We start from the raw sequence: 22,558 nt of genomic DNA, 5'->3' as shown, positions 1-22,558 counted from the left end.
ATATGAAAATTGCAATCTTACCCGGCGACGGCATCGGTCCTGAAATCGTCGCGCAAGCCGTCAAGGTCTTGAATGTGCTGGGCGAATCGTTCGAGCTGGAAACGGCGCCCGTGGGCGGCGCCGGCTATGCGGCCCATGGCCATCCCTTGCCGGAAGGCACCCTGGCCTTGGCGAAAGCGGCCGATGCCGTGCTGTTCGGCGCTGTCGGCGACTACCAGTACGACAATCTGGAACGCCAGTTCCGTCCCGAGCAGGCGATCCTGGGCTTGCGCAAGAACCTGGGCCTGTTCGCCAACCTGCGTCCGGCCATTCTGTATCCGGAACTGGCGGGCGCCTCGACCCTGAAGCCTGAAGTGGTGTCCGGCCTGGACATTTTGATCATCCGTGAACTGACGGGCGACATCTATTTCGGCCAGCCCCGCGGCGTGCGCGAGTGCCCGGATGGTCCGTTCAAGGGCCAGCGCGAAGGTTTTGACACCATGCGCTATGCGGAAGGGGAAATCCGCCGCATCGCCCACGTGGCTTTCCAGGCCGCGCAAAAGCGCGACAAGCGCCTCACCAGCGTGGACAAGGCGAACGTGCTGGAAACCTTCCAGTTCTGGAAAGACATCGTTACCGACGTGCACAAGGAATACCCGGATGTGGCGCTCGATCACATGTATGTCGACAACGCGGCCATGCAGCTGGTGCGGGCGCCGAAGAAATTCGACGTCATGGTGACCGGCAACATGTTCGGCGACATTCTGTCGGATGCGGCCGCCATGCTGACGGGTTCGATCGGCATGTTGCCGTCGGCCTCGCTCGACGCCAACAACAAGGGCCTGTATGAGCCGTCGCACGGCTCGGCGCCCGATATCGCGGGCAAGGGCATCGCCAATCCGCTGGCGACGATCTTGTCGGCGGCCATGATGCTGCGCTATTCGCTCAACCGCGAAGAGCAGGCAAGCCGCATCGAGGCTGCTGTCAAGCAAGTGCTGGCGCAGGGCCTGCGCACGGCCGACATCCATGAAGCGGGCACGACTTTGGTCGGTACCGAGGCGATGGGTGATGCAGTTGTAAAAGCGCTGGGATAAAATAGTCTAATGACGGCAGTCGCCGTCTCATCTTGAGGAATGGTAATGAAATTAGTTGGCTTGGTAGGTTGGCGCGGTATGGTCGGTTCGGTCCTGATGCAGCGCATGCAGGAAGAGGGCGATTTCGCCCATATCGAACCGGTGTTTTTCACCACTTCGAACACGGGCGGCGCGGCGCCGGCCATGGCGAAGAATGAAACCATCCTCAAGGATGCCAACAACATCGCCGAACTGTCCAAGTGCGACATCATCATTTCCTGCCAAGGCGGCGACTACACGAGCGCTGTCTTCCCGCAGCTGCGCGCAGCGGGCTGGAATGGCTACTGGATCGATGCGGCTTCGACCCTGCGCATGGAAAAAGACGCCGTCATCGTGCTCGACCCCGTCAACCTGCACGTCATCAAGGATGCGCTGGGCAAGGGCGTCAAGAATTACATCGGCGGCAACTGCACGGTATCGTGCATGATGATGGGCCTGGGCGGCCTGTTCCAGCACGATTTGATCGACTGGATGACGTCGATGACCTACCAGGCGGCATCGGGCGGCGGCGCGCAGCACATGCGCGAACTGCTGACGCAATTTGGCACCATCAACGGTTCCGTCAAGGCGCTGCTGGACAACCCGGCTTCCGCCATCCTGGAAATCGACCGCCAGGTGCTGGCTACCCAGCACGGCTATTCCCCGGATGAAATCAAGCAATTCGGCGCGCCGCTGGCCGGCAACCTGATCCCGTGGATCGACAAGGACCTGGGCAACGGCCAGTCGAAGGAAGAGTGGAAGGCGGGCGCGGAAACGAATAAGATCCTGGGCCGCGGCATCGACTTTGGCACCAAGGAAATCCCTGTCGACGGCCTGTGCGTGCGCATCGGCGCCATGCGCTGCCATTCGCAAGCCTTGACCATCAAGCTGAAAAAAGACGTGCCGCTTGATGAAATCAACGACATCATCGCCAGCAACAATGAATGGGTGAAATTCGTGCCGAACACGCGCGAAGCGTCCGTGCGCGACCTGTCGCCGGCGGCCGTCACGGGCAGCCTGACGATTCCTGTCGGCCGCGTGCGCAAGATGAGCATGGGCGGCGAATACCTGTCCGCATTCACCGTGGGCGACCAGTTGCTGTGGGGCGCGGCCGAGCCGCTGCGCCGCATGCTGCGCATCCTGCTGGACGCGTAATGGCAATAAATTGCTGATCCAGATCAAGCCGGGGCTGTTTTCCCGGCTTTTTTTTCGTCCTGAGCCCCTCAAGGCTCAACCATGCGGAGCTTGCATAGCTCTGGGCATGATGATATGTTGATACCTCTGGAAAAGTAACAGTTTTCCCATGTCAACTAAGATGCCGCCAACTATGCCTGTACACACTCGTCCCCGGGTCGCCTCCCTTGCCATTAAAACACTCAGCAGTGCTGTCGCCTGTGCGGTGTTATTGTCACCGGCGGCATCCGCAGCCGAGCTGGGCAAGATCACGGTGCTGTCCGCCGCCGGCCAGCCGCTGCGCGCCGAGGTCGAATTATCGGCCGTCAAGCCAGGCGAGGCCGCGAACCTGCTGGCCAAGCTGGCGCCGCCGGACGCCTACCGCCAGGCCAACGTGGAATTCAATCCCGCCCTGAACGCGCTGACGTTTGCCGTAGAAAACCGCAATGGCAAGCCCTTCATCCGCATCAGCTCGGCGCAACCGGTGGCCGAACCCATGGTGGATCTTTTGCTGGAGCTGAGCAGCAAGGGCGGTCGCCAGGTGCGCGAATATGCGTTTGTGCTCGACACGCCCGAAGCGCGCCAGACGCGCGGCGCGCAAGTGACGGCGCCAGTCGAGCCAGGCAAGGCCAAACCGGCTGCCGCCGCGGCCGATGCTGCGCCACCGGCCGCGAAAAAGGCGGCAGGCGAATACAAGGTCAAGACGGGCGATACCCTGAGCCGCATCGCCAGCGAGCTGAAGCCTTCGGGCGTCTCGCTCGACATGATGCTCGTCGCCCTGTACCGCGCCAATCCCGATGCCTTCAAGGGCGAGAACATGAACCGCATGCAGGCCGGACGCATCCTGGCCGTGCCGGGCGCGGACACCGTGCGCGCCACCGGCGCGGCTGAAGCGAAGGGCATCGTGACGGCGCACGCCATCGATTTCGAAGCCTACCGCAACAAGCTGGCGGGCCAGGTGTCGCAAAGCAAGCCGGCCAAGGCGGCGCAAGCGACGCAAAGCACGGCTGGCAAGATCGGCGCGACGAAGGTGCAGGAAAAGCCGACGGCCGTGAGCGAGTCGCAAGACAAGCTGAAACTGTCGAAGGCGGAGCCGGCGGCCAAGTCGGCCGGCAAGAGCGCCGTCGCCAGCGAGGAAGACAAGATCGCCAAGGCGAAGCAGGTCGATGAAGCTGCCGCGCGCGTCAAAGAGCTGGAAAAGAACGTCAGCGACCTGGAAAAGTTGATGGCGGTCAAGAGCAAGGCCATGGCGGACAAGACCGCCCCGGCGCCCGCCAAGCCGGCCGAGACCGCTGCCAGCGCACCGGCCAGCGTTCCTGCCCCGGCCGCCGAAGCGCAGCCGCCCGTGCCGAAGGCGAAGCCGGTGCCTCTGGTGAGAAAGCCGTCGCCGCTGGAACCGACCTTCGCCGACAAGATCAATGACCATATGGGTGCCATCGGCATCGGCCTGGCCGCGCTGCTGGCCGCCGTGGCCGCGCTGGTGATTGCGCGCCGCCGCAAGGAGATGCCGCCGCCCACCGACAATGTTGCCCCCGTGTTCGAGCCGGAAGCGCCGGTGACGCCGCCGGCCGGCCTGGCGCCGGAAGACCAGCAGTCCGAAGCGAGCAACCACCTGTTCGGCACGGGTGCCGCCGCTGCCGGCGTGGCCGCCGCGGCGGGCGCTAGCATGCTCGATGCGAATGAAACGGACCCGGTCGCCGAAGCGGACGTGTATATCGCCTACGGCCGCGATGGCCAGGCGGAAGATATCCTCAAGGAAGCCTTGCGTATCCACCCGGAGCGCCATGCAGCCCGCCTGAAGTTGCTTGAGATTTATTCGGCCCGCAACGACGTGCGCGCATTTGAAGACCAGGCCAGCGAGCTGTACAGCTTGACGCGGGGCCAGGGCGAGGAGTGGCCGCAGGCGGCCGCGCTGGGCCTGGCGCTCGATCCCACCAATCCCCTGTATGGCGATACGGAAGACGACGCTGTCGTCAGCCTGAGCAAGGCTGCGGGCGACGACTTGCATGGCCAGAGCATGGACTTGTCCGACGATCTGTCTGCTCCTGAATCAGCGCCGGCAGCTGACCTGGCGCCCGCCGAGCCCGTGTCCTCCGTGACGGCCCGCGATACGCGCGCGCCCCTCGACTTCGACCTCGACAGCCTCGATTTCGAGCCCGTTTCCACCAGCGACCCGATCGTCATGCCGGGACCGGACAGCAAGCCGGTCTCCGCCGCGCAGGATGCGCAGTATGACGCCAGCATGGATTTCGGACTGGACCTGGAGCCGCCAGCCGGACCCGTGAATGGCGTAGGTGCCGGCTTGACGCCTTTGCCTGATCCGTTGAAGGATGTCGACCTGGCCCATTTCGACCTCGACGAACCGGTGGCGCCAGCTGCCGCGCCGGTCGCGGCGGCCGAGCCTTCCCTCGGCAGCCTGTTCGACGACGCGCAAACACCCGCCACCTTGCCGGAAGCCATACCGCCGGCACAGGAATTCGACCTGTCCGGCATCGACCTGGACCTCAACGATGGCAAGACGGCCAGCGCTGGCGTGGACGACCCGCTGTCGGCCATCCACATGGAAATGGATACCAAGCTGGACCTGGCGATCGCTTACCAGGAAATCGGCGACAAGGAAGGCGCGCGCGAGCTGATCGATGAGGTCATCAAGGGCGGCAGCGCCGAACAGGTCGCGAAAGCGAATACGATGAGAGCTTTGCTCAGTTAAGCACCTGATACGACGTCCATGGCTGCGTTGCACGGTCTCGCCGTACTGGTCGTACTGTCTTCGACCGTGCGCCTTGCCCTGAACGCCGTCTCAGGCGCTTGTGTCGTCGGGAGGCGGGGCCGTCTGCGCGCCGGTATAATGCTTCGATGCAAAATATTACGACAGCAACGCCATTGAAGCGTATCGTCCTCGGCCTGCAGTACGACGGCACGGCCTGGCATGGATACCAGAAACAGGAAGACGGGCAAACGGTGCAGGACCAGCTGGAAAACGCGCTGGAACAGTTTGCCCGCGTGCGCCTGGCCACCACGTGCGCCGGCCGCACGGATACGGGCGTGCATGCGCTCGAGCAAGTCGTGCATTTCGATACGGAATTGAACCGCGACGTGCACTCGTGGGTGCGCGGCGTCAACGCCTTCCTGCCGAAATCCATCGCCGTGCGCTGGGCCAAGGAACTTGAAGGCGATCCGACGGTCAATGACTTCTTCCACGCCCGCTTCAGCGCCCGCGCGCGTACCTATCATTATGTGTTGTACAACAACGCCACCCGTTCGCCGCTGGTGGAAGGGCGCGCCGGCTTCTTTTTCCGTCCGCTGGACGTGGAACTGATGCGGCAAGCCGTGCAACCGCTGCTGGGCTGGCACGATTTCACGGCTTTCCGCGCCGCGCAATGCCAGGCCAAGTCGCCCGTCAAGCTGATGCATGACATCCGCATCGAGCGGCGCGGCGATTGCGTGATTTTCACCATTACGGCTAATGCCTTCCTGCACCACATGGTGCGCAACCTGGTCGGTTCGCTCGTCTACATCGGTACGGGGCGCGAAAAGCCGGACTGGCTGGGGCATTTGCTTGAAAGTAAAGACCGCCACGCGGCGGCGCCCACCTTCATGCCGGACGGCCTGTACCTGGCGCAGATCGATTACGATCCGAAATGGGCATTGCCGCAAGACAGTAGTAGCGCTTTGCCCTGGTTTTGATCTGCATCAAATCAAGTAAAGGATTGCCATGCCTCGCACACGCATCAAGATCTGCGGCCTGACCCGCGCCGAAGACATCCGGGCCGTCGTGGCCGCGGGCGCCGACGCCATCGGCTTCGTGTTTTATCCGAAAAGCCCCCGTTACGTCACGCCGCAGCAGGCCGCCAGCCTGATCGCCGCCATGCCGCCCTACGTGACGACGGTGGGCCTGTTCGTCAATGCCACGCTGGACGAGGTGCGGGCCACCAGGGCCGTGGCGCCCTTGTCCCTGCTGCAATTTCATGGCGACGAGACGCCCGAACACAGCGCCGCGCTGGCGGGCGCCGTGAATACGCCCTTTACGCAAGTGTTCCGCGTCAAACCCGACACCTCCTTTGAAGATTTGCTAGAATACGAACAGCGCTATCGCGCCGCCAGTCCCTTGTTCTCCAGCCTCTTGCTCGATACCTATGTGGATGCCTACGGCGGTGCAGGAAAGGTATTTGATTGGTCCCTCATTCCAAAAGAACTCGCGCCTCGGGTCGTTTTAAGTGGTGGCTTGAGCGTACAAAACGCGACTGACGCAGTGGTGCGCGTGCGCCCTTACGCCGTCGACATCAGCAGTGGTGTCGAAGCGTCCAAGGGCATCAAGGACGCATCCCGAGTCCGCGCGTTTATCGCCGCGGTGCAGGATGCCGATGCCATCATTGCCAGAGGAAACCACCATGAATGACCACACCACCGCGCCCGGCGCAGCCGCCGCATTGTTCCACGCCACCGATTACCCTTTTCCCGACCCGCGCGGCCACTTCGGCCCGTACGGCGGTTCCTTCGTTGCCGAAACGCTCACGCATGCGCTGGCCGAGCTGAAGGAAGCGTATGCACGCTACAGCGTCGATCCGGAATTCCTCGAAGAATTCCGCTACGAGCTCAAGCATTTCGTCGGGCGCCCATCACCGATCTACCACGCCAAGCGCTGGTCCGAGATGGCTGGCGGTGCGCAAATCTATTTCAAGCGCGAAGACTTGAACCACACGGGCGCGCACAAGATCAATAACGTGATTGGCCAGGCCCTGCTGGCCAAGCGCATGGGCAAGCCGCGCATCATCGCCGAGACGGGTGCCGGCCAGCATGGCGTGGCCACGGCCACCATCTGCGCCCGCTTCGGCCTCGAATGCGTGGTCTACATGGGCAGCGAAGATGTCAAGCGCCAGGCGCAGAACGTCTACCGTATGAAACTGCTGGGCGCGACCGTCGTGCCCGTCGAATCCGGCTCCAAGACCCTCAAGGATGCGCTGAACGAAGCCATGCGCGACTGGGTCACGAATATCGAAAACACCTTTTATATCATCGGCACCGTGGCCGGCCCCCATCCGTATCCGATGATGGTGCGCGACTTCCAGTCCGTGATCGGCGAGGAATGCCTGGTGCAGATGCCGGAAATGACGGGCCGCCAGCCCGACTACGTGCTGGCCTGTATCGGCGGCGGCTCGAATGCCATGGGCATCTTTTACCCGTACATCGACCAGAAGGACGTGAAACTGATCGGCGTGGAAGCGGCCGGCGAAGGGCTGGACACGGGCAAGCACTCGGCCTCGCTGACGGCGGGCTTTCCGGGCGTGCTGCACGGCAACCGTACCTACCTGCTGCAGGACGAAAATGGCCAGATCATCGAGACGCACTCCGTCTCGGCCGGCCTCGACTATCCGGGCGTGGGCCCGGAACATGCGTGGCTGAAAGATTCGGGCCGTGCGCAATACGTGTCGATCACCGACGACGAGGCGCTGCAGGCGTTCCACGATTGCTGCCATATCGAAGGCATCATCCCGGCCCTGGAATCGTCGCACGCGCTGGCCTACGCGGCCAAGCTGGCGGCCACCTTGCCGAAAGACAAAATTGTACTGGCCAACCTGTCGGGCCGTGGCGACAAGGACATGCATACCGTGGCGGAGCGCATGGGACTCAATTTCAACTAACAGCGTGTCAACGGGGTCAGACCCGCCGGGGGAGTGCGCGCCAGTGGTGCGCATTCCGATCCCGCAGGGACTGACCCCAGCCTTTGCTTTGGGTTGAAATCATTCCATCTATCCATCATTAAGAAAGCTCATCATGTCCCGTATCTCCGCCACTTTTGCCAACTTAAAATCCAACAACAAGACCGCCCTGGTCACTTTCATTACCGCCGGCGACCCCGGCCCTGACGCCACCGTGCCCCTGATGCACGCGCTCGTTGAGGGCGGCGCCGACGTGCTGGAACTGGGCGTGCCGTTTTCCGACCCCATGGCCGAAGGCCCCGTCATCCAGCGTGCCTGCGAACGGGCCTTGAAATTCAATGTCGGCATCCACGATGTGTTCGGCTATGTGCGCCAGTTCCGCGCAACCAACCAGACGACGCCCGTCGTGCTGATGGGCTATGCGAATCCTATCGAGCGTATCGGCAGCGCCGCGTTTATTGATGCGGCGCAAGCGGCCGGCGCCGATGGTGCCATCGTCGTCGACTATCCGCCGGAAGAGTGCGAGGAATTCGCCGCCGCCATGCGCGAGGCTGGGCTCGACCTGATCTTCCTGCTGGCGCCCACCTCGACCGAAGAGCGCATCGCGCAAGTGGCCAAGGTTGGCGGCGGCTTCAGCTATTATGTGTCGCTGAAAGGCGTCACGGGCGCCGGCAACATTGATACGGAACAGGTGGCGGAGCGCCTCGCGGCCATCCGCCAGCATGTAAAATTACCTATCGGCGTGGGCTTCGGCATCCGCGATGGCGCCACGGCCAAGGCCGTTGCCAAGGTGGCCGATGCCGTCGTGATCGGCAGCCGCATCATCCAGGAGATTGAAAATGCCCCGGAAGGTGGCGCCGTCGACGCCGTGCGCAGCTTTACGGCAAGCATCCGCGCCGCACTGGACGCCTGAGCAAGCTTGCCGTTTACGCAAGATGCGTTGGCGGCAAAGTTCGACAGCCCGGCGATAAACGGCTACACTTCGGCCACTGATTTGCCTGTTATTGTGCAATAGATAAAATTTTTGGTGGCGCCCTGCGGGGCGTCGCCGTTTACCGTCTGCCGGGGGCGTCCACCGACGCTACCCCTACAAGGGCCCAAGGAGAAAATATGAGTTGGTTGGAAAAACTGCTGCCACCGCGCATCCAGCGTTCTGATGCCGCCGCGCGCAAGACCATGCCGGAAGGCCTGTGGGTCAAGTGCCCGTCGTGCGAAGCCGTGCTGTACCGTACGGACCTGGAATCGAATTTGCACGTGTGCCCGAAATGCGACCACCACATGCGCATCCGCGCGCGTGAACGCCTCGACAGCCTGCTCGACGCGGGCGGCCGCTATGAAATCGGCCAGGAAATCCTGCCAGTCGATACCTTGAAATTCAAGGACAGCAAGAAATACCCGGACCGCCTGAAGTCCGCCATGGAAGCGACGGGCGAGACGGATGCGATGGTCGTCATGGGCGGCGCCATCATGAGCCTGCCGGTTGTCGTGGCGTGCTTCGAATTCGAATTCATGGGCGGCTCCATGGGCTCCGTCGTGGGCGAGCGCTTTGTGCGCGGCGCACAGATCGCGCTGGAACAGAAGGTACCGTTCATTTGCATCACCGCCACCGGTGGCGCGCGCATGCAGGAAGGCTTGCTGTCCCTGATGCAGATGGCGAAAACCACGGCCATGCTGACCAAGCTGTCGGAAAAGAAATTGCCATTCATCAGCGTGCTGACCGACCCGACCATGGGTGGCGTGTCCGCTTCGTTCGCCTTCATGGGCGACGTGGTCATTGCTGAACCGAAAGCGCTGATCGGCTTTGCCGGCCCGCGCGTGATTGAAAACACCGTGCGTGAAAAACTGCCGGAAGGCTTCCAGCGCGCTGAGTTCCTCGTCACCAAGGGCGCCGTCGACATGATCGTCGACCGCCGCAAGATGCGCGAAGAAATCGCCCGCCTGCTGGCCTTGTTGCAAAACCAGGCTGTCGAAGTCTTGGCTTAACGCCAAAGTAACAGGCCGGGCGGCGTCCGAAGGACCCGCCCGGTTGCCACGCCACACCGTCTCCGCGCTTCGCGCACTGTCTCCTCATCAAGAAGTCTCCCATGCAAAACTTCCCCACCACCTTGCCGGACTGGCTCGCCATGCTGGAAACCCGCCATTCGGAAACCCAGATCAACATGGGCCTGGACCGCGTGCAAGCCGTCAAGGCGCGCATGCAGCTGGCTTTTACCTGCCCCGTGATCATGGTGGCCGGCACGAATGGCAAGGGTTCCACCTGCGCCATGCTGGAATCCGTGTTGTTGCGTGCCGGCTACAAAGTGGGGCTCTACATCAAGCCGCACTTCCTTGATTTTAACGAGCGCGCCCGCGTGCTGGGCGAGATGGCCAGCGACGAACAGCTCGTTGCCAGCTTCAACTTTGTTGAAGCCGTGCGTGGCGACACGCCGCTGACGTATTTCGAATTCACCACCCTGGCGATCCTGCACCTGCTGTCGCAGGCCAAGCTGGACGTGGCCATCCTCGAAGTGGGCCTGGGCGGGCGCCTCGACGCCGTCAACGTGATCGACGCCGACGTGGCTATCGTCACCAGCGTCGATATCGACCACACGGATTACCTGGGCGACACGCGCGAAGCGATCGGCTTTGAAAAGGCGGGTATCTTCCGTCCGGGCAAGGCGGCCATTTGCAGCGACCCCGTGCCGCCGCAGTCGCTGATCGACCATGCGGAAGCCATCGGCGCGGACCTGTGGCTGATGGGCCGCGATTTCAATTATTCGGGCGACAAGCAGCAGTGGAACTATGGCGGGCGCGAGCAGCGCCGCAATTCGCTCGCTTACCCGAGCTTGCGCGGCGCCAACCAGATCCTCAATGCGACGGCCGTGCTGGCGGCGCTGGAAGTGCTGAAGCTGAAACTGCCCGTGGGCGCGCAGGAAGTACGCACCGGCCTCGTGACGGTGGAACTGCCGGGCCGCTTCCAGGTCTTGCCTGGCCGCCCCAGCGTGATCCTCGACGTGGCGCACAACCCCCATGCAGCCTCGGCGCTGAACCAGAACCTGGGCAATATGGGTTTCCACCCGTACACGTATGCCGTGTTCGGCTCCATGCTGGACAAGGATATCGATGGCGTACTGGCCGCGATGAGCGAGCACGTCGACCACTGGTGCCTGACGGGCCTGCCTTCGCCGCGCGCGGCCACGGCCTCCGAACTGGCCGCCAAGGTGCAGATCATGCTCGAAGACAAGCCCGACAGCAGCGAACATACTGTGTCTATTTTCGATGATCCGGCACAAGCTTTTGCAAATGCAATGAGCCGGGCCGGTGAGAATGATAGAATTGTGGTCTTTGGTTCTTTCCTCACCGTTGCCGGCGTGATGAAGGCCCGAAAATCCTCACTTCACTGAAACGCACTCGACTGAAAATCACGCATGGGCTTGTTCTCGAAACTGTTTAAAAACAAGCAAGAATCCTCTGGCGAAGACAGCGGCTTTTATGTCCCTGGCGAAGCACAGTCGCCGACCCGCAAGCGCGCAGCCAACACCTCCGGTGGCGGCGGATCGCGCCGTGGCGGCAAGGAAGCGCCGGATCCGGTCTTGCCTGAAAAGAAGCGCGCACGCCGCCGCCTGATCGGGGCGATTGCCCTGGCCCTGGGCGTAGCTGTCGGCTTGCCGATGCTGCTCGATTCCGAGCCGAAGGCGCCCTTCAACGATATCGCCATCGACATTCCGTCGAAGGAAAAGGCCGCCGCACCTGCACCGGCGCCCGTGCCGGCCGTTCCGGCCCAGGCCGCAGCGAATGGCCTGGACCAGTCCGAGGAAATCGTCGATGCGCCGCTGCCGCCTGCCGCCAAGCCTACGCCCACACCGGCACCCGTGCTGGCCGCCGTGCAGCCTGCACCGGTCAAGCCAGCCTACGTGGAACCGAAACCTGAGCCCAAGCCTGAGCCCAAGCCTGTCAAGGTGGAGCCGAAACCAGAAGCGAAGCACGAACCCAAGCCTGAGCCGAAACACGAGCCCAAGCCCGAGCCCAAGCATGAAGTAAAACCGGAAGCGAAGCCCGAGACTAAGCCTGCCAAGCCGGCGCAATCGGCCGACGATGCCGCGCGCGCGCTGGCTATCCTGGAAGGCAAGCCGCAAGAGAAAGCACAAGACAAGGCGCACGACGCCGGCAGCGGCAAGTTCGTGGTCCAGGTGGCGGCCTTGGCGACGCAGGACAAGGTCGACGAATTGCAGGACAAGCTGCGCGAAGCGGGCATCAAGTCGTATACGCAGAAAGTCTCCAGCCCGGCGGGCGAGCGCATCCGCGTGCGCGTGGGCCCGTTCGGCAGCCGCGAAGACGCCGAAAAGACCCGCGCCAAGCTGCAAAAGCTGGGCCTGGGCGGCAGCCTGGTACCGGCGTGATGTTGCAAGGCTGAGCGCGCGTGACGATATTCGATTACCTGGTGCTGTTCGTGCTGGTGACGTCCGTGCTGATCAGCATGATGCGCGGCCTGGTCAAGGAAATACTGTCATTGGTCAGCTGGATCGTGGCTTTCGTCATTGCCAACGCCTATGGCGCCACGCTGGCGAAATTCCTGCCGGAAGCCGTGCCGGGCGAAGCTGTCCGTTTGTTGCTGGCTTTCGTGGTGCTGTTCATCGGCGTACGCATTCTGATGGGATTGCTGTCCATGACGGTCGACGCGCTCGTCAAGGTAACGGGCCTGAGCCTGGCCGACCGCACCCTGGGCAGCCTGTTCGGCGTGGCGCGGGGCCTTGTGATCGTGCTGACCGCCGTCATCTTGTGTGGCATGACTTCCATACCGCAGCAGCCATTCTGGAAAAATGCGCAGCTCAGCCCGCTCGCGGAGCAGGGCGCGCGCGCCATCAAGCCTTATCTGCCTGCCGCTTACGCGCAGCATGTGAAATTTTGAATTTTTTTTAAAATCAGTAGCACAGTTTAGGAGCACACCATGTGTGGCATCGTCGGCGTCGTTTCCCATCAACCTGTCAATCAATTGCTCTATGATGCATTGTTGCTCCTGCAACATCGCGGTCAGGACGCGGCAGGGATTGCGACCAATCACAGCAGTATGTTTTCCATGCACAAAGCCAATGGCCTCGTGCGTGACGTCTTCCGTACGCGCAACATGCGTTCGCTGCAAGGCACGACGGGCATCGGCCATTGCCGCTACCCGACCGCCGGTTCGTCGAGCGAAGAGGAAGCACAACCGTTCTATGTGAATGCGCCGTTCGGCATCACCCTGGCGCACAATGGCAACCTGACCAACTGGGAACAGTTGAAACTGGAAATGTTCAAGAATGACCGCCGCCACATCAATACCGATTCCGATTCGGAAGTGCTGCTCAACGTGCTGGCGCATGAAATCCAGGAAGCGACGACGGGCCTGAACCTGGACCCGGAAGCCATCTTCAAGGCTGTTACCGTGCTGAACCGCCGCGTCAAGGGTGGTTACGCCGCCGTGGCGCAGATCGCCGGCGTGGGCTTGCTGGCCTTCCGCGATCCGCACGGCATCCGCCCGCTGTGCCTGGGCATCAATGAAACGGAGCAAGGTCCGGAATACCTGATCGCTTCCGAATCCGTGGCCCTGGAAGGCATGGGCTTCCGCTTCGTGCGCGACATCGGTCCCGGCGAAGCCGTCTTCATCGATGCTGACAAGCAATTGCACAGCGCCCAATGCGCCGATAATGCCAGCCTGAACCCGTGCGTGTTCGAATTCGTCTACCTGGCCCGTCCCGACTCCGTCATCGACGGTGCCTCCGTGTACGCCACGCGCCTGAAAATGGGCGAGTACCTGGCCGAGAAGATCCGCGCCGAATTGCCAGGCGTGCATATCGACGTGGTCATGCCGATTCCCGATTCCTCGCGTCCGGCCGCCATCCAGCTGGCCATGGCGCTGAACATCGAGTACCGCGAAGGCTTCATCAAGAATCGCTACATCGGCCGCACCTTCATCATGCCGGGCCAGGCGGCGCGCAAAAAATCCGTGCGCCAGAAGCTCAACGCAATCCCGTCCGAATTCAAGGACAAGGTCGTGCTGCTGGTCGACGATTCCATCGTGCGCGGCACCACCAGCCGTGAAATCGTGCAGATGGCGCGCGAAGCGGGCGCGACGAAAGTTATCTTCGCCTCGGCTGCGCCGCCGGTGATCTACCCGAACGTGTACGGCATCGACATGCCGACGCGCGACGAACTGATCGCCTATGGCCGCACGACGGAAGAAGTGTGCCGCGAAATCACGGCCGACTACCTCGTGTACCAGGATATCGGCGCGCTCAAGCAGGCCATCGCCGATGTCAACCCGGCCCTGACCAACTTCGAAGCGTCGTGCTTCGATGGCGTGTACGTGACGGGCGACGTGTCGCAGGAATACCTGGACCGCCTGGAATATGCGCGCCACCATCCGAAGGCGGCAGCGCCCGAAGATACGCCGCGTTCCCAGCTGAACCTGAACCTGGCGACAACAGAAGCGTAATTATCTTGCCCGGCTAGCGCCGGGCTTTTTTTGCTCCGCGATCATGAACGATAAAAAAAACTACGGCTTTACCACCACCATCCTGCATAACGACCGCCGCAAGGGCATCGAGCACGGTTCCCTGCACAAGCCCGTGCATACTTCCGTTGCCTTCGGCTACGGCGATGCGCGCCAGCTCGCTTCCGTATTCCAGGGCAAGGAGCCCGGCTTCCGCTACGGCCGCCAGGGCAATCCGACCGTCTCCGCGCTGGAAGACAAGGTCAACAAGATGGAAGACGGCGTCGCCACGCTGTGCTTCGCCACCGGCATGGGCGCCATCGGCGCCGTGGTGCAGGCGCTCTTGCGCGCTGGCGACCATGTCGTGTCGTCGGCCTTTTTGTTTGGCAACACCAACAGCCTGTGGCAAACGGTGACGGGGCAGGGCGTCGCCGTGTCGTTCGTCGACGCCACGGACGTGGCCAACGTGGCCGCCGCCATCACGCCGCAAACGCGCATCGTGTTTGTCGAAACCATCGCCAATCCGCGCACGCAAATCGCCGACCTGGCGAAGATCGGCGCGTTGTGCAAGGAGCGCGGCATTTTGTACATCGTCGACAACACGATGACGACGCCTTACCTGTTCCGCCCGAAAGCCGTGGGCGCGGGCCTGGTGGTCAATGCGCTGACAAAATCCATCGGCGGCCACGGCAATGCCCTGGGCGGCAGTTTGACGGACACGGGCGTGTTCGACTGGACGCAGTATCCGAACATTTTCGACAATTACAAGAAGGCGGCGCCGGCGCAGTGGGGCATCGCGCAAATCCGCGCCAAGGCCTTGCGCGATTTCGGCGCCTCCCTGGGGCCGGAGGCGGCGCACCATATCGCCGTCGGCGCGGAAACCATGGCCTTGCGCATGGACCGCACCTGCTCGAACGCCCTGGCGCTGGCCACCATGCTGGCCGCCGACCCGCGGGTAGCGGCCGTGCATTACCCGGGCTTGGCCGCGCATCCGCAGCACGCGCTGGCGACGGATTTGTTCCGCAGCTATGGCTCGCTGTTCAGCTTTGAGCTGAAGGATGGCATCGATTGCTTCGATTTCCTCAATCGTCTCAATCTTGCCATTCCAGCGAGCAATCTCGGCGACACGCGCACCCTGGTCATTCCCGTCGCCCACACGATCTTTTACGAGATGGGCGCTGAGCGTCGCGCCAGCATGGGCATCGCCGAATCCCTGATCCGCGTGTCCGTCGGTATCGAGGATGAGGCGGACTTGCTCGAGGATTTCCGTAGCGCCCTGGACGCATAAAACGCCTGGGCAATAAAAAAAGGGCCGCAACAGTCATGCTGTTGCGGCCCTTTTTACATGCGGAGGTTCAATGCCAGCTGCGCATCAAGCCTACCGCCAAACCTTCCAGGGCGAATTCATCTTCCGGCGATACGGTGATGACCTTGAAGTCGGGGTTTTCCGGCAGCAATTCGATGACGGAACCCGTTTTCTTGTAGCGCTTGACGGTGACTTCGTCGCCGATGCGGGCGACGACGATCTGGCCATTCTTGGCGCTATCGACCTTCTTGACGGCCAGTAAATCGCCATCCATGATGCCGGCGTCGCGCATGGACCAGCCGCGCACCTTCAGCAGGAAGTCGGGCTTGGCAGAAAACAGGGCGGGGTCCACGTTGTAGCTCGCTTCCAGGTTTTCCTGTGCCAGGATGGGCGAGCCTGCCGCCACCCGGCCGATCAGGGGCAGCGACATCAGCAGCGCTGCCGGCACTTTCGATGGCAGGGCTTCAGCGGCCGCGCCGATCAGGCGGATACCACGCGAGGTGCCGGGAGAAATCTCGATCGCGCCCTTGCGGGCCAGGGCCTGCAAATGCTCTTCGGCCGCGTTGGCCGATTTGAAACCCAGTTCATTGGCGATTTCGGCACGGGTGGGAGGAAAGCCCGTGTTTTCAATCGCATCCTTGATCAGGTTCAGGATTTGTTCTTGTCGTGCTGTCAGCTTGATCATGAGCGGTGGGTGCATACTAAAATGCTGTCTATATGAACAGTCTGTATTTTTGTACAGTATCGCCCACTATGCAAGGGGATTTCCGTGTTTTAGGCGAATTTCGCAATAAATACTTGTCCAGGGGCGGAAAGCACGGTGGCGCGCGGGCTTTTCGGGGGCTGGTGGAAGGAATGATTGAAACGTTTGCAAAAGGCGGTTATAATCTTCGGCTGACCTTCCCACACCCGTCTTGACGCCGGGGTGGGCGATTATCAATCCGACCTGAAGGAGTTTGCATGCGTCATTATGAAATAGTCTTTATCGTCCATCCGGACCAAAGCGAGCAAGTGCCCGCGATGATCGAACGCTACAAAGCCAGCGTAACCACCCGCGGCGGTTCGGTTCACCGCGTGGAAGATTGGGGCCGCCGTCAAATGGCTTACTCGATCCAAAAGCTGCCTAAAGCACACTACATCTGCCTGAACATCGAATGCGACAACGAGACCCTGGTCGAGTTGGAAACAGCATTCAAATTCAATGATGCCGTGTTGCGTCACCTGACCGTTAAAATGAAGAAAGCTGAAACAGCTCCTTCGCCGATGATGAAATCGGTACAACGCGAAGACGCGGCCAAAAGCCACCGCACCGAAGCACCAGCAGCCGCTCCAGCCGCAGCAGCAGCTTAATTCTTGACCAGGATCGTGCGCTGAACCAGCTACAAGTAACCGCCATCATTGCCGAGCGCGAAATATTGCGCTATACCCCGGCAGGGCTGCCGATTGTGAATGCAGTATTGCAACACAGTTCGCAGCAGATGGAAGCAGGGATTGCCCGTTTGACCGAGTTTGATGTTGCCGCGCTAGCCGCTGGCGAAATTTCAGGCAGGTTCAGTCAGGCAAGCTTGGGCGGGGTATATCAGTTCACGGGTTTCCTGGCCAGGAAGAGCCGCAACAGCAAGAGTTTGGTGTTTCACATCATTGATTTTAGTGCAGTCAATTCTGACTAGCGCATTTTAGATACAGGAGCCTGACATGGCATTCGGTAAAAAGTTCGACAAAAATAAGCTCAAGCTTAAAGAAAAACGCAAACAGCAAAACCCGTTGTTCAAACGCAAGAAGTTCTGCCGCTTCACCGCAGCTCACGTTGAGCAAGTCGACTACAAAGACGTCGACACGCTGAAAGACTTCGTCCAAGAAAACGGCAAGATCATGCCAGCACGCCTGACCGGTACCAAAGCGCACTACCAGCGCCAAGTTGACACCGCAATCAAGCGCGCTCGCTTCCTCGCGCTGCTGCCATACACCGATCTGCACCACGCTTAATCGGTCAGATATTCCTGGAGAAGAACTATGCAAATCATTCTGTTAGAAAAAGTTGTTAACGTCGGTAACCTCGGCGAAGTCGTCAAAGTCAAAGACGGTTACGCACGTAACTTCCTGATCCCGCAACGCCTGGCACGTCGTGCTACGGCAACCGCTGTGGCTGAATTCGAAGTCAAGCGCGCCGAACTGGAAAAAGCTGCTGCCGCCAAACTGGCCGCATCGCAAGCCCAGGGCGAAAAACTGAGCGGCCTGACCGTTCAAGTTGCTCAAAAAGCTGGTGTTGATGGCCGTCTGTTCGGTTCCGTCACCAACTTCGACATCGCTGAAGCGCTGACCAAGCAAGGTTTTGCTGTTGAAAAAGCACAAATCCGCATGCCTACCGGCCCGCTGAAGATCGTTGGCGAGCACAACGTTTCGGTTGCTCTGCACACCGACGTGGTCGTGGAAGTTGTTATCGCTGTCGTACCAGACGCGAACGCGTAATCGTCTGCGGGCCTGGCCCGCAAGCGTTGCCGCACTATGAAAAGCCGGGTTCGCCCGGCTTTTTTGTGGCCTTTTTTTCGCTCAATTTCAGCCCTTTATTTTTGCCAGCACGCCGAAGCGGGTATAATTCGCGCCATGAACGCCCCCTCTGATCCGCAACTGGATTCCCTCCGTATTCCGCCGCATTCGATCGAAGCAGAACAATCCGTCATTGGTGGTCTGCTGCGCGACAATGCCGCGTATGACCGCATCGCCGACTTCATGCATGCGGAGGATTTCTATCGCTATGACCATCGCATCATCTTCGAGCAAATCGTCAAGATGGTTAACGCTTCCAAGCCAGCCGATGTCATTACTGTTTTTGAAACCCTGACCCAGCTCGGCAAGGCCGATGATGTGGGCGGACTCGCTTACCTGAATGCCATGGCGCAAAACACGCCATCGGCCGCGAACATCCGGCGCTACGCCGAGATCGTGCGCGACCGCGGCGTGCTGCGCAAGCTCATCACCGTCGCCGACGATATTTCCGGCACGGCCTTCAGCCCGCAAGGCAAGGAAGTCAAGCAGATGCTTGACGAGGCCGAGTCGAAGATTTTCGCCATCGCCGAAGAGGGCGCGCGCGGCGCCCAGGGCTGGACCGCCATCCAGCCCCTGCTGACCCAAGTGGTCGAGCGCATCGACGAACTGTACAGCCGCGACAACCAGAGTGAAATCACGGGCGTGCCCACCGGTTTCATCGACCTCGACCGCATGACCTCCGGTCTGCAGCCGGGCGACCTGGTGATCGTGGCGGGCCGTCCGTCGATGGGCAAGACGGCGTTTTCCGTCAACATCGGCGAAAACGTGGCCATCGACAGCGGCTTGCCCGTGGCCGTGTTCTCGATGGAGATGGGCGGCGCCCAGCTGGCCATGCGTATGCTCGGCTCCGTCGGACAGCTCGACCAGCACCGCCTGCGCACGGGCCGCCTGAACGACGAGGACTGGCCGCGCCTGACGAATGCGATCCAGAAGATGAACGACGCGCAGTTGTACATCGATGAAACGCCGGCGCTCAACTCGATCGAATTGCGCGCCCGCTCGCGCCGCCTGTCGCGTCAATGCGGCAAGCTGGGTCTGATCATCGTCGATTACTTGCAGCTGATGTCGGCCAATACGCCGGGCGACAACCGCGCCACGGAGATTTCCGAGATTTCACGGGGCTTGAAAGGCCTGGCGAAAGAACTCGGTTGCCCCGTGATCGCGCTGTCCCAGCTGAACCGCTCGCTGGAGCAACGCCCGAACAAACGTCCTGTCATGTCCGACTTGCGCGAATCGGGCGCTATTGAGCAGGATGCCGACGTGATCCTGTTCATTTACCGCGACGAGGTGTATAACCCCGACTCGCCAGACAAGGGAACGGCCGAAATCATCATCGGTAAACAACGTAACGGTCCAATCGGCAGCATCCGCCTCACCTTCATGGGGCAGTACACCAAATTTGGCAATTACAGTGGTGGCCTGGCGCTTTACCAAGGCGACTAACACAGCAGCACTGATATTCCATTGGCCGCCCCTTCATCAAAAGGGGCGGCTTTCTGTAGTAAATAACACGACTCAATGCTTAACGGAGAATGACATGTTTGGACGCTTGATGCCCACTGAGGGCAAGTTTTTTGAATTGTTTAACCAGCACGCGGAACTGTGCGTCAAGGGCGCCAAAGAGATGCTCGGCCTGATGACCAATTTCGACGACCTGGAAAACCGCGTGCATGCGATCGAAAGCATCGAGAAACAGGCGGACAAAGTCACCTACGCCACCGTGGAAATGCTGCACAAGACCTTCATCACGCCGATCGACCGCGACGACATCCATCAGCTGATCACGCGCCAGGACGACATCCTCGACCTGCTGGAAGATGCGGCGCAAACCGTTTCGCTGTACGACCTGAAAGCCGTCACGCCGGAAGCCAAGCGCCTGGCCGAACTGGTGCTGGCCTGTACCGAAAAAGTGCGCGACGCCGTCGCCATGCTGCATAACATGGACAACTCGCGCAAGATCGTCGCCATCTGCGAAGAGATCGACCGCCTGGAATCGGATGCCGACCACGTGATGCGCGCTGCCATGTCCAAGCTGTTCCGCGATGAGCCGGACGTGCGCAACCTGATCAAGCTGAAAGCGATCTACGAAATTCTGGAAACCGTGACCGACCGTTGCGAAGATGTGTCCAATATTATCGAAGGCATCATCGTCGAAAACGCGTAAGCGTTGGGCCTGTCCTGAACCAGAATCAGAAAAGAAACTACAATGACCATACAAATCAGCATCTACGTGCTAGGCCTGTTGATCGTCCTCGCGCTGCTGTTTGACTTCATGAACGGCTTCCACGATGCCGCCAACGCGATCGCCACGGTGGTCTCGACGGGCGTATTGAAACCGCAGACCGCGGTTGCCATGGCCGCCACGTTCAACTTCGTCGCCATCTTCGTGTTCCACCAGCTGACCGTGGCCGCCACGGTGGGCAAGGGCACCATTGACCCGGCGGTGATCGACCAGTACGTGATCTTCGGCGCGCTGATGGGCGCCATCTTCTGGAATTTGTTTACCTGGTACTACGGCATTCCTTCGTCGTCCTCGCACGCGCTGATCGGCGGACTGGTGGGCGCCGCTGTCGCCAAGTCCGGCACGGGCGCGCTGGTCGCGGCCGGCCTGTGGAAAACCGTGGCTTTCATCGTCATCGCACCCGTGCTGGGCTTTGTGTTCGGTTCGATCATGATGCTGCTCGTGTCGTGGATATTCGTGCGTTCGACGCCGCGCAAGGTAGACAAGTGGTTCCGCCGTTTGCAGCTGGTATCGGCGGCCGCCTACAGCCTGGGCCACGGCGGCAACGATGCGCAAAAAACCATCGGCATCATCTGGATGCTGCTGATCGCCGCCGGCTACTCGAGCGCGGCCGATGCGATGCCGCCGATGTGGGTCATCATCTCGTGCTACACGGCCATCAGCTTCGGTACGCTGTTCGGCGGCTGGCGCATCGTCAAGACCATGGGCCAGAAGATCACCAAGCTCAAACCGGTGGGCGGCTTCTGCGCCGAAACCGGTGGCGCGATCACCCTGTTTGTCTCGACGGCGCTGGGCATTCCCGTGTCGACCACGCACACGATCACGGGCGCCATCGTCGGCGTCGGCTCGTCGCAAAAAATGTCGGCCGTGCGCTGGGGCGTGGCGGGCAATATCGTCTGGGCCTGGATCTTCACGATTCCTGCCTCCGCATTTGTTGCCGCAGTCGCCTGGTGGATTGGCCACCACATCATGTAAGGCACCTCTGCAAACCTACTGCGCAGCCCCCTATCGAATCTCCGTTGCTCGCTGTACTAAAGTACAGCTCCGCTACTCAATCCGATATTGGGCTTGCTCGCTACGGTTTTCAGAGGGCCTTGGGCCAATTGGGCACATTCAAAAAAAGGAACCGCAAGGTTCCTTTTTTTTATGCGCCGGCCAGTTCTACCGTTAGCCCCTCGTAGGCGAGGAACACCTGCAGGCCGGCCAGGCGGTTCGCATAGCGGCCCATCACGTCGGCAAACACGGCTTCGAGCTGCTCGTCGCTGCGGGTCGGTTCGTGGTGGGTGCAGTACAGGCGCCGCGCGCCGCAGCGCAGGGCCAGGTCGAAGGCGGCGTCGAAGGTGCCGTGGCCCCAGCCCTGCTTGCCCGGGTATTCCTCGCGCGTGTACGAGCAATCCATGATCAGCGCATCGACGCCGGCGACCAGTGCATCGATACCGGCCTGGCGCTGTGCATTGCGCGCCGCGCAGGCCGCATGCTCGGCATGGCCGGGCGGATGCAGGTTGTAGAACGGTTCATGGTCGCCGCTGAAAAACAGCGCGGCGCCGCCGCAGTCGATGCGGTAGCCGAGGTTGACGACGGGGTGGTTCATTTCCGCGCCGCGCACCTGCGCGCCGCCTACCTCGACGGCCTCGCCGGGCGCCAGGGTGCGGTACTCGATGCAGGCCGCCATGGCCGCTTCGCTGACGGGAAAATAGCTGTTTTGCAGCTGCACCGCCATCACGTGCTCGATGCCGCGTCCGGCGACGGCATCGTGGGCGCCGTACAGGCGCATGCGGTTGCCGGCCACAAACAGGGGCGAAAACATGGGCAGGCCGTGGATGTGGTCCCAGTGGCTGTGCGTGATGAAGACGTGCGCGTCGACAGGCTCGCCTGGCGGCAGTTGCTGCGCCAGCGAGAAGATGCCGCTGCCCGCATCGAGAATGATCAGGCCATCGCTGTCGGTGCGTACTTCGATGCACGTGGTGTTGCCGCCATAGCGCGCCGTGCGCGGGCCGGGAGAGGGGATGGAGCCGCGCACGCCCCTGAACGTGAATTTCATTCAGTACCTTGTTACGGTGTAATTATTGTTGATTCTATTCTAATTAATGA

General features: G+C 61.3%; 22 protein-coding genes. 20 read left to right on the top strand and 2 right to left on the bottom strand.

Features of this window, described 5'->3' with window-relative positions:
* Positions 1-2: 2 nt before the first annotated feature.
* The 13 genes from leuB (at position 3) to LSO07_RS22585 (ending at position 15,660) form a co-directional block, all read left to right on the top strand.
* Positions 3-1,073: a 3-isopropylmalate dehydrogenase gene (leuB, locus tag LSO07_RS22645; protein WP_099388745.1), complete on the top strand. Its 1,071-nt coding sequence runs from the start codon at positions 3-5 to the stop codon at positions 1,071-1,073.
* A gap of 45 nt (positions 1,074-1,118) precedes the next feature.
* On the top strand, positions 1,119-2,246 hold the full coding sequence (asd, locus tag LSO07_RS22640) for an aspartate-semialdehyde dehydrogenase (RefSeq protein ID WP_071653368.1): 1,128 nt from the start codon (positions 1,119-1,121) through the stop codon (positions 2,244-2,246).
* A gap of 244 nt (positions 2,247-2,490) precedes the next feature.
* Complete coding sequence (locus LSO07_RS22635) at positions 2,491-4,974, top strand: FimV/HubP family polar landmark protein (RefSeq protein ID WP_225317392.1); 2,484 nt, start codon at positions 2,491-2,493, stop codon at positions 4,972-4,974.
* Positions 4,975-5,147: 173 nt separating this feature from the next.
* On the top strand, positions 5,148-5,951 hold the full coding sequence (truA, locus tag LSO07_RS22630) for a tRNA pseudouridine(38-40) synthase TruA (protein ID WP_070260513.1): 804 nt from the start codon (positions 5,148-5,150) through the stop codon (positions 5,949-5,951).
* Between the two features lie 28 nt (positions 5,952-5,979).
* On the top strand, positions 5,980-6,663 hold the full coding sequence (locus tag LSO07_RS22625) for a phosphoribosylanthranilate isomerase (RefSeq protein WP_151096623.1): 684 nt from the start codon (positions 5,980-5,982) through the stop codon (positions 6,661-6,663).
* A complete protein-coding gene (trpB, locus tag LSO07_RS22620) occupies positions 6,656-7,906 on the top strand; it encodes a tryptophan synthase subunit beta (protein WP_151096622.1) in 1,251 nt (416 codons plus the stop codon). Before LSO07_RS22625 ends, trpB begins: the two co-directional genes overlap by 8 nt.
* 133 nt (positions 7,907-8,039) lie before the next feature.
* Positions 8,040-8,837, top strand: a complete 798-nt coding sequence (trpA, locus tag LSO07_RS22615; RefSeq protein ID WP_099388740.1) for a tryptophan synthase subunit alpha — start codon at positions 8,040-8,042, stop codon at positions 8,835-8,837.
* 197 nt (positions 8,838-9,034) lie between these two features.
* The gene (gene accD / locus LSO07_RS22610; RefSeq protein ID WP_010400390.1) at positions 9,035-9,907 is read left to right on the top strand and encodes an acetyl-CoA carboxylase, carboxyltransferase subunit beta; all 873 of its coding nucleotides are present in this window, start codon (positions 9,035-9,037) and stop codon (positions 9,905-9,907) included.
* Positions 9,908-10,008: 101 nt separating this feature from the next.
* Complete coding sequence (gene folC / locus LSO07_RS22605; protein ID WP_151096621.1) at positions 10,009-11,307, top strand: bifunctional tetrahydrofolate synthase/dihydrofolate synthase; 1,299 nt, start codon at positions 10,009-10,011, stop codon at positions 11,305-11,307.
* A gap of 24 nt (positions 11,308-11,331) precedes the next feature.
* On the top strand, positions 11,332-12,303 hold the full coding sequence (locus LSO07_RS22600; protein ID WP_151096620.1) for an SPOR domain-containing protein: 972 nt from the start codon (positions 11,332-11,334) through the stop codon (positions 12,301-12,303).
* Between the two features lie 20 nt (positions 12,304-12,323).
* On the top strand, positions 12,324-12,812 hold the full coding sequence (locus LSO07_RS22595) for a CvpA family protein (protein WP_034783449.1): 489 nt from the start codon (positions 12,324-12,326) through the stop codon (positions 12,810-12,812).
* A 39-nt stretch (positions 12,813-12,851) separates the two neighbouring features.
* Positions 12,852-14,375 carry an amidophosphoribosyltransferase gene (gene purF, locus LSO07_RS22590; RefSeq protein ID WP_034783451.1) on the top strand — a complete coding sequence of 508 codons (1,524 nt, stop codon included), beginning with the start codon at positions 12,852-12,854 and terminating at the stop codon, positions 14,373-14,375.
* 43 nt (positions 14,376-14,418) lie between these two features.
* Positions 14,419-15,660 (top strand): cystathionine gamma-synthase family protein, encoded by a 1,242-nt coding sequence (locus LSO07_RS22585; RefSeq protein WP_034783452.1) that lies wholly within the window; start codon positions 14,419-14,421, stop codon positions 15,658-15,660.
* A 67-nt stretch (positions 15,661-15,727) separates the two neighbouring features.
* On the opposite strand, the gene lexA is transcribed toward LSO07_RS22585, so the two are convergent.
* Entirely contained in the window at positions 15,728-16,363 is a 636-nt protein-coding gene (lexA, locus tag LSO07_RS22580) for a transcriptional repressor LexA (protein ID WP_034783454.1), read from the bottom strand.
* A 275-nt stretch (positions 16,364-16,638) separates the two neighbouring features.
* Here lexA and rpsF point away from each other — a divergent pair, with 275 nt between their 5' ends.
* The 7 genes from rpsF (at position 16,639) to LSO07_RS22545 (ending at position 21,442) form a co-directional block, all read left to right on the top strand.
* Positions 16,639-17,028: a 30S ribosomal protein S6 gene (gene rpsF, locus LSO07_RS22575; protein WP_034750499.1), complete on the top strand. Its 390-nt coding sequence runs from the start codon at positions 16,639-16,641 to the stop codon at positions 17,026-17,028.
* 20 nt (positions 17,029-17,048) lie between these two features.
* Positions 17,049-17,348 carry a primosomal replication protein N gene (gene priB, locus LSO07_RS22570; RefSeq protein WP_034783455.1) on the top strand — a complete coding sequence of 100 codons (300 nt, stop codon included), beginning with the start codon at positions 17,049-17,051 and terminating at the stop codon, positions 17,346-17,348.
* A gap of 25 nt (positions 17,349-17,373) precedes the next feature.
* Positions 17,374-17,664, top strand: a complete 291-nt coding sequence (gene rpsR, locus LSO07_RS22565) for a 30S ribosomal protein S18 (RefSeq protein ID WP_010400024.1) — start codon at positions 17,374-17,376, stop codon at positions 17,662-17,664.
* A gap of 27 nt (positions 17,665-17,691) precedes the next feature.
* Complete coding sequence (rplI, locus tag LSO07_RS22560; RefSeq protein WP_034783456.1) at positions 17,692-18,147, top strand: 50S ribosomal protein L9; 456 nt, start codon at positions 17,692-17,694, stop codon at positions 18,145-18,147.
* Positions 18,148-18,282: 135 nt separating this feature from the next.
* Positions 18,283-19,668 carry a replicative DNA helicase gene (locus tag LSO07_RS22555; protein ID WP_034750488.1) on the top strand — a complete coding sequence of 462 codons (1,386 nt, stop codon included), beginning with the start codon at positions 18,283-18,285 and terminating at the stop codon, positions 19,666-19,668.
* Between the two features lie 94 nt (positions 19,669-19,762).
* Complete coding sequence (locus LSO07_RS22550) at positions 19,763-20,389, top strand: DUF47 domain-containing protein (protein WP_010400015.1); 627 nt, start codon at positions 19,763-19,765, stop codon at positions 20,387-20,389.
* Positions 20,390-20,431: 42 nt separating this feature from the next.
* Positions 20,432-21,442: an inorganic phosphate transporter gene (locus LSO07_RS22545; RefSeq protein ID WP_034783457.1), complete on the top strand. Its 1,011-nt coding sequence runs from the start codon at positions 20,432-20,434 to the stop codon at positions 21,440-21,442.
* Positions 21,443-21,611: 169 nt separating this feature from the next.
* Here LSO07_RS22545 and LSO07_RS22540 read toward each other — a convergent pair whose 3' ends face one another.
* On the bottom strand, positions 21,612-22,508 hold the full coding sequence (locus LSO07_RS22540) for an MBL fold metallo-hydrolase (protein WP_151096619.1): 897 nt from the start codon (positions 22,506-22,508) through the stop codon (positions 21,612-21,614).
* Positions 22,509-22,558 lie beyond the last annotated feature (50 nt).

It is taken from the genome of Janthinobacterium sp. PLB04, assembly GCF_021165895.1.
Taxonomy (GTDB): Bacteria; Pseudomonadota; Gammaproteobacteria; order Burkholderiales; family Burkholderiaceae_D; genus Janthinobacterium; species Janthinobacterium lividum.
This window is presented reverse-complemented; position numbering and strand designations above follow the sequence as displayed.

What these genes read in the sequence shown, in the direction of transcription:
- leuB (WP_099388745.1), top strand. Translation starts at nt 3, where the DNA reads ATGAAAATTGCAATCTTACCCGGCGACGGCATCGGTCCTGAAATCGTC.
- asd (WP_071653368.1), top strand. Translation starts at nt 1,119, where the DNA reads ATGAAATTAGTTGGCTTGGTAGGTTGGCGCGGTATGGTCGGTTCGGTC.
- LSO07_RS22625 (WP_151096623.1), top strand. Translation starts at nt 5,980, where the DNA reads ATGCCTCGCACACGCATCAAGATCTGCGGCCTGACCCGCGCCGAAGAC.
- trpB (WP_151096622.1), top strand. Translation starts at nt 6,656, where the DNA reads ATGAATGACCACACCACCGCGCCCGGCGCAGCCGCCGCATTGTTCCAC.
- trpA (WP_099388740.1), top strand. Translation starts at nt 8,040, where the DNA reads ATGTCCCGTATCTCCGCCACTTTTGCCAACTTAAAATCCAACAACAAG.
- accD (WP_010400390.1), top strand. Translation starts at nt 9,035, where the DNA reads ATGAGTTGGTTGGAAAAACTGCTGCCACCGCGCATCCAGCGTTCTGAT.
- folC (WP_151096621.1), top strand. Translation starts at nt 10,009, where the DNA reads ATGCAAAACTTCCCCACCACCTTGCCGGACTGGCTCGCCATGCTGGAA.
- LSO07_RS22600 (WP_151096620.1), top strand. Translation starts at nt 11,332, where the DNA reads ATGGGCTTGTTCTCGAAACTGTTTAAAAACAAGCAAGAATCCTCTGGC.
- purF (WP_034783451.1), top strand. Translation starts at nt 12,852, where the DNA reads ATGTGTGGCATCGTCGGCGTCGTTTCCCATCAACCTGTCAATCAATTG.
- LSO07_RS22585 (WP_034783452.1), top strand. Translation starts at nt 14,419, where the DNA reads ATGAACGATAAAAAAAACTACGGCTTTACCACCACCATCCTGCATAAC.
- lexA (WP_034783454.1), bottom strand. Translation starts at nt 16,363, where the DNA reads ATGATCAAGCTGACAGCACGACAAGAACAAATCCTGAACCTGATCAAG.
- rpsF (WP_034750499.1), top strand. Translation starts at nt 16,639, where the DNA reads ATGCGTCATTATGAAATAGTCTTTATCGTCCATCCGGACCAAAGCGAG.
- rpsR (WP_010400024.1), top strand. Translation starts at nt 17,374, where the DNA reads ATGGCATTCGGTAAAAAGTTCGACAAAAATAAGCTCAAGCTTAAAGAA.
- rplI (WP_034783456.1), top strand. Translation starts at nt 17,692, where the DNA reads ATGCAAATCATTCTGTTAGAAAAAGTTGTTAACGTCGGTAACCTCGGC.
- LSO07_RS22555 (WP_034750488.1), top strand. Translation starts at nt 18,283, where the DNA reads ATGAACGCCCCCTCTGATCCGCAACTGGATTCCCTCCGTATTCCGCCG.
- LSO07_RS22550 (WP_010400015.1), top strand. Translation starts at nt 19,763, where the DNA reads ATGTTTGGACGCTTGATGCCCACTGAGGGCAAGTTTTTTGAATTGTTT.
- LSO07_RS22545 (WP_034783457.1), top strand. Translation starts at nt 20,432, where the DNA reads ATGACCATACAAATCAGCATCTACGTGCTAGGCCTGTTGATCGTCCTC.
- LSO07_RS22540 (WP_151096619.1), bottom strand. Translation starts at nt 22,508, where the DNA reads ATGAAATTCACGTTCAGGGGCGTGCGCGGCTCCATCCCCTCTCCCGGC.